Raw genomic sequence first — 18,124 nt, forward strand, 5'->3', positions numbered from 1 at the left:
ACATTAATTATAATATTAATTAATTCAGTAGGTTTTATGGTAAAAAGAATGCGATCTTTTTTATCAGCAGTCATGCTAGTGATTGCTGCTACGGTCAATGCACAAGTTACTACTTCTTCTATGAGTGGTAAATTGGTTGACACAAACAATGAGGTCATTATCGGTGCTACTGTTCAGGCTATTCATGAGCCTTCGGGAACACACTATGGCGCAATTACTAATTTTGATGGACGTTACTCTATTCAAGGCATGCGTGCCGGCGGTCCTTACAAAGTAGAGATTTCGTACATCGGTTATCAAACACTTATTTTTAAAGACATCAATCTTCAGTTGGGAGATAACTATGTCTTGGACGCACAACTGAAAGAGTCTTCAGAATTGTTGGATGAAGTTGTAGTAACAGCATTCAAAAGCAGCAACATGAAGTCCGACCGTGCCGGAGCTGTAACCAATATTGGAAGCGAACGCATGTCTTTGGTGCCGACCGTGAGTCGTAGTCTGAATGATGTGATGCGTCTTACTCCTCAGGGAGCCAATACCACCGGATCGGGTTTTGCTGTGGGCGGTGGTAACTATCGTCAATCGTATGTAACAGTCGACGGTGCGGCATTCAGCAATGCATTTGGTATCGGTTCGAATTTGCCGGGAGGTGGTTCTCCTATCTCTTTGGATGCGCTGGAACAGGTTTCCATTTCGGTTACTCCATATGATGTGCGCCAAAGCGGATTTACGGGAGGTGCCATCAACGCCGTAACCAAGAGTGGTACAAACGACTTCAAGGGAACAGTTTATACTTATTTGTCTAATGAAAGTCTGAAAGGAGACCATATCGGAGATACCAATTTAAATGTGGAGAAATCTCAATATTACACTTATGGTGCAAGTCTTGGTGGCGCTATCATTAAGAATAAATTGTTTTTCTTTGTGAATGGGGAATATGAGGACAACGTGAGTGCCGGCCCGACAGCTATTGCACGTACCGATGCTTCTCAGGTTAACTTTGATGATGTTGTTCATCGTCCTTTTGCTACCACTACAACCGATGCAAGTGGACGCACTTGGATAGGTATGGATAATATGAGCAGTTATTTAATGGAGAAATATAATTATAATCCGGGTCGTTATCAAAATTACTCTATCAAGACTCCGGCTTATAAAGTAGTAGCTCGTGTGGATTGGAATATTAATGATAACCATAAATTGAATGTCCGTTTCACCCGTGCTCATTCTAAAGACAACTCAGGCCCTTCTTCATCTACTTCTCCTCTTTACGCCAATGATATTTATCCCGGTGGAGATGGTATTTCAAAAGGTTCAGGTCGTGGCAAAGCAGGGTCTTTGTATTTTGAAAGTGCCCGTTATTTTAAGGAGTACAACTTTACTTCGTATGCTGCCGAATGGAACTCTAAGTGGTTGGAAGGAAGATTGAATAATGTATTACGTGCCACATACTCTTTCCAGGATGAGCCTCGCAGTTACGAAGGCGACCTCAACTTCCCGACTGTGGATATTCTCGAAAATGGTGCTTTATATGCTACTTTCGGTCCGGATGTATTTACGGTAGGTAACTTGGGACAGGCCAAGACATGGGTAGTAACGGACGAAGCTTCTTATAATATGGGTATCCACAACTTCGTTTTAGGTTATCAGTTTGAACACAACAAAGCCGTCAATGGATTTCAGCAGGCAGGTAATGGATATTATGTATATTCATCATGGGATGATTTTGTAAACAATCGTCAGCCGGCTGCATTTGGTATGATGCATTCCAACTCTGAAGATTTATCTCAGTTTATGGCTAAAATGACTACCATGCAACATTCATTATATTTGCAGGATCAGATGAATATTAGCGATAACTTTAAGCTGACCGCCGGTATCCGTTTTGAGTTGCCTGTTTATCCTTCTTTAAAAGATAATTATAATAAGGACTTTGCAGAGCAAAGTTATAATGGAATCCATTATTCGACCGACCAGCTTCCTGATGCAAAAATTACCGTATCTCCACGTGTAGGTTTTAACTGGGATATGACCGGAGAACGCAAATATGTGCTTCGTGGCGGTACCGGTATATATGTCGGACGTATGCCTTTTGTATGGTTGGTTTCGACAGTAGGAAATTCAAATGTGGGACAAACCAGCTATTTCTTCAATAAGAGAGAAGAAGCTACAGGAGTTATTCCCAGCTTCCATGGTTCGGATAGAAAAGCTTTGCTTCAAGAGCTTTACGGAGGAAACTTTAAGCCGAAAGAGTTAAAGGCTTCCAATCAGTCAACCATTCTGGATAAAGACTTGACAATGCCCACAACTTGGAAAACGTCTTTGGCTTTTGATGCCAAACTGCCGGGTGACATTGATTTCACGTTAGAAGGTATCTTTAATAAAGACCTGCAAACGGTGGTGGTTTCCAATCCTCACTATTATGTAAGTGATGAAACCGTTGCCTTAAACGATAATGATGTGCGTCATAAACTAGGTCAGTACCCCGGTGTACAAGACGCTTATCTGCTGGAGAACGGTCCTCATGGTGCATATTATTATTCTATTACAGCACAGTTGGCAAAGCGATTTGATTTTGGTTTGAATATGTCAGTGGCTTACACTCATGCTTGTGCTAAGTCGTATGGAGATGGTGTGGGCGACCAAGTCAGTTCTGCATATAAAAACAATATGTATTCTATTGACCCGATTAATGCTCACGAATTAGGCTTCGGAAACTACGTTTCTCCTCATCGTATAATTGCCTCTGTGGGATATCGTAAGGAATATGCCAAGCATTTTGCTTCTGCCATTTCTTTGATTTACGAAGGAATGAATACCGGTTATGATGGCTGGGGATATGGTGGCGCTCGTCATACTTATACCTTCTCAAGCAATGTGTTAGGTGACAAAGCCAACAGTTTGCTTTACATTCCGGCTTCTCGCAACGAATTGGATTCATGGAATTTCGAAGCAACAGAAGTTAAAGATGATAATGGCAAGAAGATGGCTTATACAGCAGATATGCAAAGAGATGATTTCTGGAACTATATTAATAATGACAGTTATCTGAAAGGACGCAAAGGTAAATATACCGAGCGTGGCGGTGCAGTAATGCCTTGGCATCATCAGCTGGATTTGAAGTTTATGCAAGACTTCTATATGAATATCGGCGGAAAACGCAATACGTTGCAAGTTGGAGTTGATATTAAGAATTTCTTGAATCTCCTGAACAGTAAATGGGGAACTTATAAAAAGATTAATAATGATGCTTTGTTAAGCTATAAAAACGGAGCTTATCAGTTCCAGCAGAACAATGGTAAGCGTCTGACTTCTGTACATTCTGATTATATGAGTTTAAATTCTACTTATTCAGTGCAGTTCAGCGTCCGTTATCTTTTTAATTAATTTGCTTCCATCGTATTGATGGACTCCTAAAAAGGGGGGTGTGTCAAAATGTGAATAATACTGTCGTTTTGTTCGTAGGGGCGAGGTTCGCTCGCCCGAAAACAGTTTACTTTGTGTCTTCGGGCAGGCAAACCCTGCCCCTACAGCTGACGATTGGATAGGCATTTTAGTTTTGACACACCTCCCTTTTTTTTGTGGGATAACCATGTCGGAAGAGCGGATAGAAGACATTCAACCGCATAAACGGAAGTGCTTTTTCAAGTGTGTGGGTCACTATACAGTAAAAGAAGTATAGTTGTGGTCATTAGCAAATGTAATACAATCTTAATACTCCTTGGGAAAATCCGCATACCTCCTTTAATTATTGCAATATTAATGCAATTAATATGAATATAATTTCTACCTTTGTTATCTATTTAGTGTTTCTAACTATTAACTATTAATCAAAAACAAAATTATGAGAAATCATCTAAAGCATTTCCTCATGTTAGCAGTCTTAACATTGTGTTTTGCTGCTACTGCTGGTGCGCAGGCAACGGTAAAAGGAACAGTGGTAGATGCCGAAAACAATGAGCCATTGATTGGTGCAACTGTTACGGTAGGCGGTACTGGCTTGGGTACTGTTACAGACTATGAAGGTAACTTCACATTGAAAGTGACTTCAGCTAAAGCAACAATTGAATTTAAGTATTTAGGTTACTTGGATAAGTCTGTTAAACTAACTCAGCGGGGTGAAGTAAATTTGGGAGTAGTCAAAATGGATTTGGATACTCATACTTTGGGGGATGTTGTGGTGACTTCATCCATTGCCGTAGCTCGTAAAACTCCGGTGGCTGTATCTACCGTAGCACCGGAATTCATCGAAGAGAAGCTCGGTACTATGGAATTTCCTGAGATATTAAAATCAACTCCAGGAGTATATGCCACTAAACAAGGTGGTGGTTACGGTGATTCGGATATTAACTTGCGTGGTTTCAAAACAGAAAATATTGCAGTTATGGTAAACGGTGTTCCTGTAAACGATATGGAATGGGGTGGCGTTTACTTTAGTAATTGGGCTGGTTTGAGTGATGTCACTCGTAGCACACAGGTGCAGCGTGGATTGGGAGCTTCTAAGGTATCAGTTCCTTCTGTCGGTGGTTCTTTAAATATTGTAACTCGCTCTACAGACGCTAAAAAAGGCGGTTCTATTTCTTATGGTATGGGTAACGATGGCATGAACAGCATTTTGTTCTCTGTTTCTACAGGTATGATGAAAGGAGGATGGGCCATCAGTTTACTAGGAGGAAAGAAATGGGGCGATGGTTATATCCAAGGTACAGACTTTGAAGGTTATAACTATTTTCTTAATATCTCTAAGAAATTAAATGATGCTCATCAATTGTCATTTACTGCCTTTGGTGCACCTCAAAGCCACTATCAGCGTAGTAGCAGTTATGACGGCTTGACTATTCAGGGTTGGCAGGAAGTGAAGAAATATATGAAAGGCAAAAGTGAATATCGTTATAATCCATCTTATGGTTTCGGAAAGAACGGCGAACGCAAATCTTCCAATTATAATGAATACCACAAGCCTCAGATTTCATTAAACCATCAATGGCAGATAAATGACAAATCTACTTTGAGTACTGTCGCTTATGTTTCTATTGGCCGCGGTAATGGTTATAACGGACAAGGAAACTCTGAGTTTGGTTATTCTTATACAGATTGGCGTGGCGCTTCTTATGGTAAGCTGACTACAAAATTCCGCAATGCAGATGGTACATTTGCGTATGATAAGATTCAGGAACTCAATGAGCAGAGTGAAAACGGTTCTATGTTGGCTATGTCGAAGTCTAAAAACTACCATAACTGGTACGGTTTATTGTCGACTTTCACTACGAAGTTAAACGAGAATATTGATTTTTATGGCGGAGTAGACTTCCGTTATTATAAAGGTACTCATACCAATGAGTTGAATGATCTTTATGGTGGTGAATATTATGTAGATTATGATTCACGTAAAAATGTAAAAGCTGTCAATAATGCAGCGGCTGCAGATCCTAACTGGAAGTATGAGAAATTGACCGTAGGTGATGTGGTTTACCGTGACTATGATGGATATGTTATGCAGGAAGGAGTATTTGCACAAGCAGAATACAATAAAGATAAATTAAGTGCTTTCTTGGCAGGTTCTATCTCCAATACCGGTTATTGGCGTTATGACCGTCTTTATTATGACAAGCAGCATGCTGAATCGGAAACTGTAAACTTCATTGGTTGGACGGCCAAGGGTGGTGCAAACTTTAATATTACTGATCACCATAATGTGTTTGCTAATGTCGGTTATATCAGCCGTGCTCCATTCTTCTCGTATGGCGCTTTCTTGTCGGCAGCAGTAAGTAATGCCACCAATCCCAATGCCGTGAATGAGAAAGTATTCTCTGCAGAATTAGGTTATGGATATCGTTCTTCTTGGTTGAATGTCAATTTGAATGCATATTATACTCGTTGGATGGATAAGACGATGACAAAGGGTGGCGATATTTTGGATGAAAATAGTAACCCGGTAGATCGTTATAGCATTAATATGCAAGGTGTTGATGCACGCCACATGGGTGTAGAACTTGATTTCGTTGCAGAGCCGACTCGTTGGTTGACTATTAATGGTATGCTTTCTGTAGGTGATTGGCAGTGGGATAGTAATGCTACCGGATATTATTATAATGGACAAGGACAGCCTTTGGCTGATTTGAAGGGTACGATTGCTTCTGATATATATGCGCCTGATCATGCTAAGTCTGAAGTTCAGTTGAAGGGAGTGAAGGTAGGCGACTCTGCGCAATTGACTGGTGCATTGGGGGCTACAGTGAAGTTCCTTGATGGTTTCCGGGCAGGCTTGGATTATAACTTCTATGCAAACAACTATGCAGACTTTGCATTGAGTGGAAGTAGTTTGGTTGTAGGTGGAGTAAAGACGTTTAAAGATCCTTGGAAGATACCTTCAGGAGGCCAGTTTGACTTTAATGCAAGCTATCGTTTTAATATCGGTAGTTGTAAGGCTACACTGTATGGCAACATTAATAACTTGTTCAATCAGGAATATATTGTAAATGCAACAGATGCAGACGGTACATGGCAGAATGCTTATGGTGTATTCTATGCTTTTGGACGTACATACTCATTGCGATTGAAGATTAATTTCTAAATTCTAAAAGCGATAAATAATGAAAAAGTATACATTATTATATAGTGCATTTATAGCCTTGGCTCTAGTGGGTTGTGACTATAATGAAGATAACTTTGATGGCTTCGATGATTTTGGCAAGCCAACTGATGTAAAGAAGGGAGCTATTACATTTACAGATTGGGCTTCTTTGAAAGGTAACCCGAAGACTAATCAGTATTTTTCTGCTGCAGATGAAGCTCAGAATTATTTGCCTGATTGGTTGTCCAAGCAATATCCTTCAGCCGATGATGGTTCCAGCTTTAAAATCACATTCGATTATAAAGAAGACAAGTCGGTGAAACATGATAAGTTTTATAAGATTGATTATTATAAGTTGAAGAATGATGATTATAAGATTGTTCATGGGGCCGGATATTATGGAGCATATCTTAATAAGTCGACGACTTCAAAATTATATAAGGTTTTGAATAACGCTTTTCCTGATGCAAAAGAAGGAAGCCATGTGTTTGCAGAATATAATTATAATGCGAATGCTGTGCCGCAGAAAATGGATGACCCTGTCTTTTCGTATGATTTTGAATCATTGAAAGGTGGTGATGTGACTTCTATCAGTAAGTGGTATGTCAATGCGACAGGAGGGGCTAAATGGTCTGTGAAAAATTATAGTGATAATCAGTATATCAGTTATTCGGCTAACGGAAAGGGAGCCTGTGAAGCATGGCTGGTGACTCCGTCTATTAAAATTGACGATGCAAAGAAGAAACTGGCTTTCGATGTTTGTGTCGGCTATTGGAATGCGGACTGTTTGTCAGTTCTTATTTCGACAGATTTTGACGGAAAAGATGTATCAAAGGCTACATGGACTGATATTACAGCAGAGTTTACTCTTCCTCAAGAACCGGTAAAAGGATATGGTACGATGGCTCCGGCAGGAACTGTTGAACTGAAGGACTATGAAGGCAAAAGTGTTTGTGTAGCATTTAAGTATGTAGGTAATGGAGAGGATAAGAAATCAACTACTTACCAGCTCGATAATATTATCGTAGGAAATGACATTCCGGTTCTGGTTAAGTCTGAACCTCAATATGCTTTCTATGAAAAATCGGCAAAAGGTTGGGATGTGGTAAGTGATGAGGATGTATTTGTACTGACACCGGATGATTATACAGCAATGGGCGAACCGGGCAAGAACTTTAACTTCAGCTCTAGTGTTTTGGCTGAGGACTATTTACCTGCTTATCTGGCGAAGAAGGTGGCTTATCCTTTGAATGATGATGAAAAGATTATCGTGTATAAGTACTATAGCGGTTCTGTTAAGGCTTATAGTGATTCATATATTTATTCTGCTGCCGATGCTCGTTGGGGAAAGAATACTTATATGACAACCAAAACAGAACAATATGTAAAAAGTAATGGTAAATGGAACTACGATCCTAGTGTTGTGGTAAACCTGCCGAATGGTAGAGACCAAGCTGATATATCTGCATATTATCAGGCTATAGTAGATTGGGTGTGGGAAAATGTCGACCAAAAAGAACTTGGCATTTCCAAGAAAGGTGATGGATATACCACTACCTATGCTTCTCCGACCGGAAGTGAATATTATTTCGGAGCTACTGCATATCAGAACAATATAGATTTGCGTCCTGCCAAATTCCGCGAACAGTATGCCAAAGGTTATGAAGGAATGGATGACGCCAAGATTACGGAAACTGTGATGGCTCGTTTGCCGAAAGCATTTATCCCCGCTTTGGAGAAAATGCATGCAGATGCTGTTCCTGTAGACGGTATTGATGTTACCTATACTGTAAACTTTGTAATTTATGACGGTAGTTCCAACATTAATTGGACAGCCGTTTATAAAGTGATTGGTAATGGTAAGTTTGAGTATGTGGAAGATTCAATGAAAAAGGTTGAATAATAAAGAGTTGAAATGAAAAAGTAGAGGGTGCGTCGAAACTCTCATAAACTAAAAATCACCCTCGCCACAGGCTGTTGTAGCGAGGGTGATTTCGATAAAAGGGAAGTTTTGACACATCCCTTTTTTTATTGAAAGGAGATGTATATGAAGATTTTAAACGTTAAGAATATAATATGGACAGCAGGAATCCTGTTGGCGGTATCTTGTAGTAAGGGAAAGGATGCTTTAGAACCAGAACCTGCACCCGTCACAAAGGCTTATCTATTTCCCGAAGATTTTACAGATGAATTGCTCGGGAAGGAAGTAACGCTAAAAAATGCAATGTTTGTTACTGCTACCTATAAAGTGTCGGCAACAGGCAATATAACTCTTTCTTCTCAAGTTTTACGGACTCCTACTGATAAAGTGACACCGGGTAGCTCAGACTATAAAAAAGCTTTGGAAGAGAATATGAGAAATAAGTTGTTGCTAATTCCGGGTGACATTGTATTGACAGACGAGAACCATACATTGCGTGTGGGAACCAGGCTGGAGAATCTGAAAGGAAAGGTGTCTGTTTCGGGGAATCACTATGCTTTGACTATTACTGACCGCCCGGTTATAAAAAAGAACGACCGCCCGCAAATGCCTGAGGTGGGAAAATATAATATGAAAGTAGCCAGCATGAATCTTGAATATTATATGGCGAGTCCTTCCATGTGGGGACATAGCAATGGGGCCAAAAATGAAGCCGCTTTTCAGAGGCAACGGAAGAAAATATTGGCGGCGATGAAAGAAATGGATGCTGATGTGTATGCTGTTTGTGAAATAGAAGAGGGAGATTATTCGGTCAATGAATTAGTACAGGCATTGAATGAGGAGTGTGGCGTAACCGGTAAATATAGAGGTATTGACAGCGGCGACAAGAAAATAACGAGTTATACAAAGAATGCTTTTATTTACAATACAGAAAAGGTATCTCCTTACATGGAGTTTAAAACTTATGGAGGCACATATCTGCCCCTTCGTCATGTGGCTCAATGCTTCGAGTTGAAAGAGAATGGCAGCAGAGTGATTCTGGCCATGAACCATTTTAAATCCAAGTCAGGCAATAATGCTACCGGAGGTGATAAAGATCAGCAGGATGGTCAGTCTCAGTTCAATTTTCGACGGGTGCAAGAGGCTAAGGATTGCTTGGCTACGTATGAAAATCTGAAGAATTATTACGGCGACACTGATGTGTTGGTGGTAGGAGATTTGAACAGTTATTCCAATGAAGATCCGGTACGCATATTTACGGAGGCCGGTTATACTAACGAATTGCAAAAGTATGCTCCTGACAGATGGAGTTATGTTTATCAGGGTGAGGTAGGTTACTTGGATCATTCTCTTAGTTCCTCCACATTGACCGGGCAGGTGACCGGTGCTGCACCTTGGGATATTAATGCGAGTGAACCGGTCTATTTTGAATATCAATATACGTCCTTTTATCAATCCAATCCTTATCGTTATTCAGACCATAATCCTATTATCACAGGTCTAAAACTGACTGAATAAAATGTGCTTTTCAAAAAGAACCGGAGGTTTTCAAGAAAGGCTTTGAAGTTTCAAAAAAGACCTTGAAGTTGTTCGAAACGGACAAGGGCTTTTGATGAGAAGATGGAATGATGCCGGTGAAAGGAATCCCGTCCGTCAGGAAAGTTGATATAATCTTCTTTCACACATAATGAGTGTTGAAACCTCCAGTTCATGGGGGTTCTGCGTGAAAGCTATCTCTTCCTTGTAATGGGTCACATTGTTTTCTTGGGGATTTAAATCATTGTTTTATCTCCTTATAACGTATCCCCCACAAAGGGAAGAGTAAGCCGTTTCTTGCTGTCAGCCAAGGCCTTTTAAACGGAAGATTATTACAGTCCATTACAGCGGACTGTACGGTCTGCCGTAGTGGACTATACAGTCCACTGCCGGAGTCTGTAGTAATCTGACTAATAGACAGGCATAATCGAAAGGACGAAAACGCTTAGGCCGACTAATGAAATGACTTAGGGAGTTCATGATGTGTGCAGTGTTTGAAAACCGAAGGAGACAACATCGGATTAATCCGGAAATTCTGTGGGTGATAAGTGTGAACTATGAGTTACAATGCCGGTATCAAATCAAGCAATCGTCTGATATAAAAAGTACTTTTCAAAAAAGACCTTGGAGTTTTCCGAAGCGAGCAAGAGTTTTTGAAGGGAAGATGAAATGATGCCGGTGAGGGGAATCCCGTCCGTCAGGAAAATTGATATAATCCTCTTTCACACATAATGAGTGTTGAAACCTCCTGTTCATGGAGATTCTGTGTGAAAGCTATCTCTCTTGTAATTAGCACTGAGCCATAAGATGGGACTTATACATACAAAAAAACTCCCCCGAATAAATCGGAGGAGTTAACTCTTTTGAAGTAAAGGAGCGGATTATGCTTCAGCAGGAGCTTCAGTTGCTTCAGCAGCGGGAGCTTCTTCAGTAGCAGCAGCTTCAGCTTCAGCCTTAGCAGCAGCTTCAGCAGCTTTCTTTTCAGCTACTTTCTTTGCAATTTCTTCATTTACTTTCTTTTCAGCTTCCAAACGAGCTTTAGCTTCAGCCTTCTTAGCTTCTTCTTGCTTAGCTTTCAAAGCAGCCAAACCTGACTGTTTGTTGTTTTTCCAAGCTTCGAATTTAGCTTCTGCTTCTGCTTCGGTGAATGCGCCTTTAGCAACACCACCCAGTAAGTGTTTCTTCATGTAAACACCTTCTTTAGAAAGGATGTTGCGTACAGTGTCAGTAGGCTGTGCACCGCACATTACCCAATGAAGGGCGCGTTCGAAATTCAAATCTACTGTGGCAGGGTCGGTATTAGGGTTGTAAGTACCGATTTTTTCAGTAAATTTACCATCACGTGGAGCTCTTACGTCAGCGATAACGATTGAGTAAAACGCATAACTTTTGCGTCCGTTTCTTTGCAATCTGATTTTAGTTGCCATTTTCTAAATAACGTTTTTATAATTAATGATTTGAATTTATGCTAATATCTCGTATTAGCGGATGCAAAGATAAACCTTTTCTTTTGAATGACAAAGCTTTAAGTGGTGTTATTCAAAAAAAACAAGAAAAAAAGCTTTTGTAGTGATGTAAAGTATTGAATTTAATTTTATATTTGCCATTATAATTTATGATAAGTGACTAACTAAAAAAGCTAAAATTATGATTTCGCAGAAATTACAAGACGCTATTAATGCGCAGATTGTGGCTGAGATGTGGTCAGCCAACCTTTATCTTTCTATGTCTTATTTCTTTGCGGCCAAAGGATATGAGGGCTTTGCTGCATGGATGAAAGCTCAATCTCGTGAAGAAAATGAACATGCTGATATGTTGGCTCAGTATGTCTTGAAACGTGGCGGTGTGGCAAAAGTGGGTGCTATTGATTCCGTTCCGCAAGAATGGGAGTCACCATTGGCTGTATTTGAACATGTTTACAAGCATGAGTGTCATGTTTCTGAACTGATTGACAAGTTGGTGGATGTTGCCGCCGGTGAGAAAGACAAGGCTTCTCAGGACTTCTTGTGGGGATTTGTTCGCGAACAAGTGGAAGAAGAAGCTACAGCGCAAGGTATTGTTGATAAAATCAAATTGGGTGGTGAAGCCGGTTTGTTCTATCTGGATGCACAGTTGGGAGCAAGAAAATAAGAAATATGATATTTATGTTTGAAGGTCTGCAAATGTAAATGTGTCAAACTCTCGTAAACTAAAAGTCACCCTCGCCACAGGTAGTTGTAGCGAGGGTGATTTCGATAAAAAGGGAGTTTTGACACATCTCTGTGATTTTTAGTGTATGAGCGTTTAGACACACCTTCGTTTTTATTGAATTTCTTTTCTTAGCCACTGTTCCAATTCCTCAGTCCATTGGCGTTTGTATGGGAAACTGTCACGGAATCCCCAACCATGTCCGCCGATGGGATAGGTGTGAAGTGAGGCGGGAACCTTATTCTTGACTAGTTCCATATAATAGTTTATACTGTTGGCCACCGCTACGGCTCCATCATTGCTGCTGTGTAAGATGAAAGCAGGGGGAGTGTCCGACTTTACTTGCAGTTCGTTGGAGTAGAGTGTTTCCGATTCTTTAGACGGATTTTTACCTAATAGATTGTCATGTGAGCCTTTATGAGTAAGGACGGGATTCATACTGACCACAGGGTAGAGAAGAATCTGAAAATCAGGGCGTGTATCGGGGGTATAGTGTGTGGCGGCGGTGCTTGCCAAATGCCCGCCGGCAGATGCTCCCATGATTCCCAGTTTGGTGAAGTTCCATACCTTGGCATGTTCGCGCATCAGACGGATTGCTTGGTGGGCATCACTTAAAGGGATGTCACTATGTCCATTGGGCATGCGATATTTTAATACTGCATAGGTAATGCCTTGTGTGTTGAACCATTGTGCCATGTCATGCCCTTCATGATCCATTGCCAGACGAGCATATCCGCCACCGGGACACATGATGATTGCAAGGCCGTTTGGCCGGGTAGCCGGGTAGATGGTGAGGGTAGGGACTGTGACATTTGAGATGCGGTTCTTTTCCAATTCTTGCTCTTCGGTGGTGATGCCGTTTGTATTGGGAGCGCCATTGGGCCACAGTTTCAATACTATTGGTTGTTGTGCCGACAGAGCGGTGGATATTGCGAGTAAGCTCATCATGAATAGTCGTTTCATTATATTTGAGTTTTTCATGTTTATCAGTTTTTTTGGGGGGCAATTATTTGATGAGGAGGGTGTGTCGAAACTCTCATAAACTAAAAGTCGGGAGTGTGTCAAAACTAAGCCGACCTATCCCATCGTCAGCTGTAGGGGCAGGGTTTGCCTGCCCGAAGACACAAAGCAAACTGTTTTCGGGCGAGCGAACCTCGCCCCTACGAACGAAACGACAACATTATCCACGTTTTGACACAATTTCAATATAAGGGAAGTTTTTCTCTCTCATGCTGGCTTAAGTATATGCCTGTTGTTTTATTTCTTGATATGCATACTTGCCTTTACCAGCCAGATAATCAGTAGTATGTAGGCACCTAATGAAGCCACTTCGCTCCATGAATTGTTCAACCATTCCTCGTTGACCAGATTGATGCCGCCAAAACGCATTGCTGCGCTGACTACTCCCATCAATGCACCGCCCGCAATGAAACCTGATGCCAATAATGTGCCTTTTTCGCCCCGTTCTGTATTGACAGCTTCGTCTTTGCTGCGGGAAGTCACATACCAGTTGACAGCTCCACCCACCAGCAATGGCAAGTTGAGTTCCAAAGGAATGAACATACCCAGTGCAAAAGCAAGTGCGGGTACTTTGAAGTAAGTAAGTACAAGTGCCAGCACTGCACCGACACCATAGAGTAACCAGGGTGCACCTACTCCATTCATGAGGGGGTCGATGACGGCTGCCATAGCGTTAGCTTGGGGAGCTGCTAAAGCACCGCTTGAAAAACCATAAGTTTTATTCAGAATCATGATTACTCCACCTACGGTAGCGGCAGAAACCAAAGTTCCGAGGAACTTCCATGTTTCCTGTTTGGCAGGAGTACTTCCCAGCCAATAACCAATTTTCAGGTCGGTAATAAAACCTCCTGCCATAGACAGTGCGGTACAAACAACACCTCCCATAACCAAGGCGGCTACCATACCGGTTGCACCTTTCAGACCGACTGCCACCATGACGACAGATGCCAGAATCAAAGTCATCAGCGTCATTCCCGATACGGGATTGGTTCCGACAATGGCGATTGCATTGGCAGCGACGGTAGTAAATAGGAAAGCAATGCCTGCAACCAACAAAATGGCTACAATGCTATGCAGTACGTTTCCGTGCATTACATCGAAAAAGAAAAAGACGGAAATAAGCAGAATCGTAAAGATAGACCCGAAAGCGATAATCTTCATTGAAAGATCCTTTTGTGTGCGGATGACATTGGTCTCTACTTTCTTGCCTCCCATTTCTTTGGACGCTAATCCCACAGCACTCTTGATGATACCCCATGAGCGCACGATGCCGATGACACCTGCCATGGCAATACCACCGATGCCGATACTCTTGGCATATTCTTTGAAGATAAGTTCGGGAGACATTTCACTGATGGTTTGTGTTAAAGCCGGATTCCAGGCATTCAGAACCTGATCGCCGAACAATATCGACATTCCAGGGACGATAACCAGCCATACGACTAATGAACCGGCACAGATGATGGCGGCATATTTTAGACCGACGATATAACCCAAACCGAGAACGGCTGCACCAGTATTGATTTTGAGTACAACTTTCGCTTTGTCTGCCATCATTTCACCCCAACCACAAATGCGGGTTGTGAAATTCTCGTTCCACCAGCCAAAGGTAGCTACGATGAAATCATAAAGACCACCAATCAGACCGGCAAATAAAAGTGGTTTGGCCTGACTGCCGCCTTTCTCGCCCGAGACAAGCACCTGAGTGCTGGCCGTTGCTTCGGGGAAAGGATATTCGCCATGTTTGTCACTCACAAAATATTTGCGGAAAGGAATCAGGAACAAAATACCCAAGATACCTCCTAACAGTGAGCTGACAAACATTTGGAAGAAATTGACTGTCATTTCGGGATATTTGTCTTGCAAGATATAAAGGGCGGGAAGAGTAAAGATAGCACCGGCCACAATAACTCCTGAGCAGGCACCGATAGATTGGATAATTACGTTTTCACCCAATGCATTTTTTCGTTTGGCTGCACCTGACACACCGACGGCGATAATGGCAATCGGTATGGCTGCTTCAAATACCTGACCGACTTTTAAACCCAGGTAAGCTGCTGCAGCTGAGAATAATATAGCCATTAATATACCCCAAACTACAGACCACGCATTCACTTCCGGATACTGTCTGTCGGGTGACATGATAGGGTGATACTTTTCTCCCGGTTTTAATGGACGGAAGGCGTTTTCGGGCAATCCGACCGGCTTTTCTTGTTCTTGTTTCATGTTTCTCTATTTTATTATTTTTGAAATTTATCACAATAAATGCCCAAAAATAATGAAAAATTAGAGAAACATACCTATAATCTCATTAGAATATCTGAAATTTCAATCCGAATGATAACCGGAGGTAATCTAAAGGGGTAAGATAACTATTGGTAAAAGCACTGACCAAATAGAAATCGCATGAGCTGATTTCATAGAAAGCAGTAATGCTTTTTGAGAATTTCCGGTATTTATCGGGTACATCAAAACGAATGCGTTGTCCTAAGAATATATGGGTACGGATACGGGTGGAAAAGCCATAATACCCATGTGGGTAGCGTTCGGGTTCTTCTGTCCAAAAGTCATCGCTGAATACGGTATTAAAATAAAGACCGCAAGTCAACGGTTCCAATGAAAAGTCTTTTCCTAAATAGACGCTCCAAGGGATAAAATTCTGTTTTAATGTCATTGTCATTTTGAAATGACGGGAAGAGTAGCGAGGAATAAAGCCCAATAAAAGGTCGGTTTCCCATTGTCCGCGTTTCCCATAATCCCAACCGATACCCCATGAAAGCAATCCCATACCTCCGGCGTATTGTATTTTGGTGTGTGTGGGAATCAAGGCTTCCCATGCACTGCGATAGCGGTGGATACGTTTATCGTATTTGCGGTAATGTTTGGGAACTTCCGTAAATATACCTTCTCCCTCCTCTATTGCTGTCTGGCTTTTTTGTGGAATAAGAATACTATCTTGAACTAATGTTCTGTATAATAATGTATCTTGTTGCCCAAGTGCCCGGTAGGGGCAGGCGTATATTGTTAGGAATAATAGGATAATCTTAAAATTCAACAGCTTCATAATCATATTCATGAGTTCCCTCTTTAATAGTAAATACCAAATATGTTCGTTTCCCGATGTTCGGACACTGATAATAGAGGATTCCGTCTTCAAATAAATCGTCTACTGTCAGTTGGTGTTCGTGTCCATAAAGGCAAAACTGTACGTTTGGAAACTGTTTTACATATTCCTGAAATACTTTGGCTACGTTATTATTGAAAATAAACTCATACGGCTTTACGTGCATCAGGAAAACAGTTTTTTCAATGCCTTCGGAGAGGTTGGTCAATTCGTCTTCCATGAATCCGAAATCGGGTACGGGCTGTGAATAGTCATATTCCATGGCATTGGTGTTGAGACAAATGAAACGAACATTCCCGGCTGTAAAAGCAAAGTTTGGATTGCCATAGATTGCTTTATATACATCTTCTCCTGTGCCGAGGCAATCGTGGTTTCCCAAAACACAGACGAAAGGCATTTGGAATCCTTTCATAATATCGCGCATCCAGAGAAATTCTTTTGTTGCACCGAAGTCCGATTGGTCTCCGCCATGAAGAACAAAATCAATATCTCCACGTTCATTGATTTTCTCCACTACTTCTTCTGTCTCATCATACCATCGCTGGGTATCGCTAATCATAGCAAAGCGAAAGGTTTTCTTGCCTTTCATGGCTTCTTCTATACGTTCACAGTTTTTGGCATTTATATCTCGTTCGCCTGTAATGTGTGCATCATAAGGGTGTGATTCAAGCATCTCGCATGAAGTAAAGCACACTGTTAAGAGTAGCAATAATAAGTTTCCTTTTCTCATTTTTTCGAATTTGTTGCAAAGTACGTCATTTTTGGGGAATAAAGAGTGGCTTATTATTTAGGAAAAATGTTCTTTTTTTCTTATATTACAAGATACAGTGGTAAAAAAGAACTCCCCAAACAACTTTTGAAAGCCATTTAGGGAGTTTCTGGAAGAGAAATCTTTTATTATTTTGTATCTTTGGGAAGCATGTCACCTTCTATATAAAGACGAGTCATTTCATTCTTTCCATTACTACGGATAGTGATGGATTTCTTAAAGTGTCCCGGAAACTTGCCGGCACCATTGTAAATGACTGTAATCTGCCCGCTTTCTCCCGGTTTAATGGGTTCCTTGGGATACTGGGGAACAGTACATCCGCATGATGCAATTGCCTGATGGATAATCAATGGACCGTCTCCTGTATTTTTAAATTTGAATGTACATGTTACTTTCGGGCTTGATTCTGAGAATGTACCGAAATTATGTGATGTGTTTTCAAAAGTAATTTCTGCCTCTCCACCTTGTATTGCTGCATAAGAAACTAAACTGATAATCAACAATAGAGTTGAAACTAAAATCTTCTTCATAATTTTCATATTAAAATAATCGCTGCTAATTTAGCGATTTCTATATAAAGGGTAGAAAAAGTTAGTGAAATAAATGTTTAATTAACACCTTTAAAAATAGGGGATGAAGATTATTACCCCCACAATGGCAGCTGTAACAGCGCATATCAAAACGGCTCCGGCAGCTATATCTTTTACATCTCCGGCTATGGGATGATAGTCGGGAGATACAAGATTAACCAATCGCTCGATGGCTGTATTAAAGGCTTCTGCGGCTAATACCAGGCCAAAACACAGGAGTATTGCAACCCATTCCATCCGGCTGATACCAAGGATGAATCCGGCTATGGTCACTACTATAATGGCTATGCAATGAATCCAGGCATTATGCTCTTTACGCAAAAAACTGCCTATACCTGTAATGGCATAGGCAAAGCTTTTTATTCTTTTCTGTAATTCGTTCATCGTTTTGGTTTTGTTATAC

The 18,124-nt window shown here is 41.1% G+C and carries 12 protein-coding genes; 5 read left to right on the forward strand and 7 right to left on the reverse strand.

Translation table 11 applies throughout. The features are described 5' to 3' along the window. Positions 1-36 precede the first annotated feature (36 nt). The 4 genes from QYT14_RS01640 to QYT14_RS01655 all read left to right on the forward strand — a co-directional run bounded on the left by QYT14_RS01640 (position 37) and on the right by QYT14_RS01655 (position 10,013). Positions 37-3,387 (forward strand): carboxypeptidase regulatory-like domain-containing protein, encoded by a 3,351-nt coding sequence (locus tag QYT14_RS01640; RefSeq protein WP_288324158.1) that lies wholly within the window; start codon positions 37-39, stop codon positions 3,385-3,387. A gap of 457 nt (positions 3,388-3,844) precedes the next feature. Further along, positions 3,845-6,574, forward strand: a complete 2,730-nt coding sequence (locus QYT14_RS01645) for a TonB-dependent receptor (RefSeq protein ID WP_237037969.1) — start codon at positions 3,845-3,847, stop codon at positions 6,572-6,574. 19 nt (positions 6,575-6,593) lie between these two features. After that, positions 6,594-8,477, forward strand: coding sequence for a choice-of-anchor J domain-containing protein (locus tag QYT14_RS01650; RefSeq protein ID WP_237037968.1), 1,884 nt, complete (start codon positions 6,594-6,596; stop codon positions 8,475-8,477). Positions 8,478-8,621: 144 nt separating this feature from the next. Continuing rightward, on the forward strand, positions 8,622-10,013 hold the full coding sequence (locus QYT14_RS01655) for an ExeM/NucH family extracellular endonuclease (protein ID WP_286079317.1): 1,392 nt from the start codon (positions 8,622-8,624) through the stop codon (positions 10,011-10,013). An 899-nt stretch (positions 10,014-10,912) separates the two neighbouring features. Here the strand turns inward: QYT14_RS01655 and QYT14_RS01660 are convergent. Beyond that, the gene (locus QYT14_RS01660; RefSeq protein WP_237037965.1) at positions 10,913-11,458 is read right to left on the reverse strand and encodes a 30S ribosomal protein S16; all 546 of its coding nucleotides are present in this window, start codon (positions 11,456-11,458) and stop codon (positions 10,913-10,915) included. A 220-nt stretch (positions 11,459-11,678) separates the two neighbouring features. On the opposite strand from QYT14_RS01660, the gene QYT14_RS01665 reads away from it, so the two are divergent. Continuing rightward, positions 11,679-12,161, forward strand: a complete 483-nt coding sequence (locus QYT14_RS01665) for a ferritin (RefSeq protein WP_237037964.1) — start codon at positions 11,679-11,681, stop codon at positions 12,159-12,161. A gap of 171 nt (positions 12,162-12,332) precedes the next feature. Here the strand turns inward: QYT14_RS01665 and QYT14_RS01670 are convergent, their stop codons facing one another. The 6 genes from QYT14_RS01670 to QYT14_RS01695 form a co-directional block, all read right to left on the reverse strand. After that, positions 12,333-13,181, reverse strand: a complete 849-nt coding sequence (locus QYT14_RS01670) for an alpha/beta hydrolase (protein ID WP_288324159.1) — start codon at positions 13,179-13,181, stop codon at positions 12,333-12,335. A 294-nt stretch (positions 13,182-13,475) separates the two neighbouring features. Then, complete coding sequence (locus QYT14_RS01675) at positions 13,476-15,464, reverse strand: oligopeptide transporter, OPT family (protein ID WP_237037962.1); 1,989 nt, start codon at positions 15,462-15,464, stop codon at positions 13,476-13,478. An 85-nt stretch (positions 15,465-15,549) separates the two neighbouring features. Further along, positions 15,550-16,314 (reverse strand): hypothetical protein, encoded by a 765-nt coding sequence (locus tag QYT14_RS01680; RefSeq protein ID WP_288324160.1) that lies wholly within the window; start codon positions 16,312-16,314, stop codon positions 15,550-15,552. Beyond that, the gene (locus QYT14_RS01685) at positions 16,283-17,092 is read right to left on the reverse strand and encodes a metallophosphoesterase (RefSeq protein ID WP_288324161.1); all 810 of its coding nucleotides are present in this window, start codon (positions 17,090-17,092) and stop codon (positions 16,283-16,285) included. Before QYT14_RS01685 ends, QYT14_RS01680 begins: the two co-directional genes overlap by 32 nt. Before the next feature lie 167 nt (positions 17,093-17,259). Then, positions 17,260-17,661 (reverse strand): DUF1573 domain-containing protein, encoded by a 402-nt coding sequence (locus QYT14_RS01690; RefSeq protein ID WP_288324162.1) that lies wholly within the window; start codon positions 17,659-17,661, stop codon positions 17,260-17,262. Between the two features lie 90 nt (positions 17,662-17,751). After that, positions 17,752-18,105, reverse strand: coding sequence for a diacylglycerol kinase family protein (locus QYT14_RS01695; RefSeq protein ID WP_237037958.1), 354 nt, complete (start codon positions 18,103-18,105; stop codon positions 17,752-17,754). Positions 18,106-18,124: the final 19 nt, after the last annotated feature.

Origin of the sequence: uncultured Phocaeicola sp. (genome assembly GCF_948499155.1) — a bacterium.
Classification (GTDB): Bacteria; Bacteroidota; Bacteroidia; order Bacteroidales; family Bacteroidaceae; genus Phocaeicola; species Phocaeicola faecalis.